Annotated in this window: 2 protein-coding genes; one reads left to right on the top strand and one right to left on the bottom strand. The window is 23.1% G+C overall.

The features are described 5' to 3' along the window. Positions 1-27 precede the first annotated feature (27 nt). On the top strand, positions 28-885 hold the full coding sequence (repA, locus tag AB4W65_RS02670) for a plasmid replication initiator RepA (protein ID WP_367673846.1): 858 nt from the start codon (positions 28-30) through the stop codon (positions 883-885). 231 nt (positions 886-1,116) lie between these two features. Here the strand turns inward: repA and AB4W65_RS02665 are convergent, their stop codons facing one another. After that, positions 1,117-1,608: a TIGR00645 family protein gene (locus AB4W65_RS02665; RefSeq protein WP_367673847.1), complete on the bottom strand. Its 492-nt coding sequence runs from the start codon at positions 1,606-1,608 to the stop codon at positions 1,117-1,119. Positions 1,609-1,815 lie beyond the last annotated feature (207 nt).

Genomic DNA, 1,815 nt, shown 5'->3' with positions numbered 1-1,815 from the left:
TAAATATTTTTATATAAAGTTAATCATATGGCAAAAAGAGTAAACTATATTTACAATAAAAAACCAAAATTTGAAATACCTAAAAATAATAAGCAAAGACCTGCTTTTATTCTTTACGCAATGAAAAAATCATATGAAGTAGATGTAGCTAGAAGTGAATTGAACTATGTGACTCAACCAAAAAATATTAAAACGGGAAAACCTATTATTAGAATGAGGCGTCTCAATGAACATAGAGCCGGTGCTATGAGAGCCATGGTACCTGCTATGCTTTATCACTTTAATATTGTTTCTCAAATAGTACAGGCATCAGTAGAACAATTATCAGATGAGTGTGGTTTATCTACTATTTCTTCATCGGGTAATAAATCAATATCTCGTGCTTCACGATTAATAACGGAATTTATGGAACCAATGGGATTTGTAGTATCTGAAAAAAAATGGGATAAAATTATAGGAAACTATATGCCTAAAATGATCAGTTTAACTCCATTGTTTTTTAAATTATTTGATGTTTCTGAAGAAAAAATAAATAGTGCTAAAAAGCAACAACTTGCTTGGATTAATAGAAATTTAATTAAAAAAGGAATTAAACCGATTAGTTTAATTGAAGCAAAATTTAAAAGTCAAGAAGTAAGATTACAATCTATTTTAAATTATAGAAAATCTCAACATTTTTTTCATATTAGAAAAAAGAAAGCTCAAAATATTTTTTCACTAGATGAAAAAACCGCTAGACAAAAAATATTGAAATTAATTGTTGAAAAATATTCACTGAATGAATTGTCTGAAATGGGATTAGATGGTCTTAGGAAAAAAGTTAACATACAATACTATTATTTGAAAAAAATAGCGAAAGAAAATTATTCTGACAGTAATATTTAGATGCTTTTTAAAATGAAATAGATGCAAAATTAATATTAATTCTTTAAAATCTTATATAATAAAAAAAAAACAAACAAAAAAACTTCATTTATTAATAAACTATTATTTTAAAAAAAATAACTATTCAACTACATAGTTAAATAAATTTATATCTAATATTTTTAAAAAATAAAATAATTGAATATTAAATAAAGAGAAAAGCAGAATAGCAATTTTTATTATCATTAATAATTATTTTTTTTTACTCATCTTATCAATATAAGCCATCCCGAAAGCAGAAAAAACAAAAGTTAAATGTATCACTACACACCACATAATCTTATCATTAGATATTTTTTCAGCCTCCATGAAAAGGCGTAAAAGATGTACAGAAGAAATTGCAACTATAGATGATGCAACTTTATTTTTAATAGAATTTACATCCATAGTACCCATCCAACCTAATCTTTCAATTCTATGATTAGTTTGCATTTTAGCTATAAAATTCTCGTATCCAGAAAACATTACCATAACTAATAAACCACCAACTAAAGCTATATCAATTAAAGATAAAACAATTAAAACTAATCCTGATTCAGACATAATTAGTATATCAGGAATAACATATATAATTTGCTGAAAGAATTTAACCGTTAATAATATAAATCCAAAAGATAAACCCACATAAACTGGAAACATTAACCAACGAGAGGCATATATAGTTTTTTCAATGATTCTTTCCATTTTTCTTACATCCTATTTTATTATTAAAGAATGTTTATCAATATAATTGATATTATATTCTATATTTAACAATATAGTAAATTTAATATTCTTATATTAAGAATACAATCAAAAATATTTAATATAATTAATTAATTAATTTTTAGTTGATTTTTTTTTGTATAATATATTAAATATTCATTTTCTATTTAATAATAAAGAATATAT

This window comes from Buchnera aphidicola (Pemphigus populi) (genome assembly GCF_964058935.1).
GTDB classification, from domain to species: domain Bacteria; phylum Pseudomonadota; class Gammaproteobacteria; order Enterobacterales; family Enterobacteriaceae; genus Buchnera_C; species Buchnera_C aphidicola_D.
Note: the sequence above shows the minus strand (reverse complement) of the source record. Positions and strands in the feature narration are given on the sequence as shown.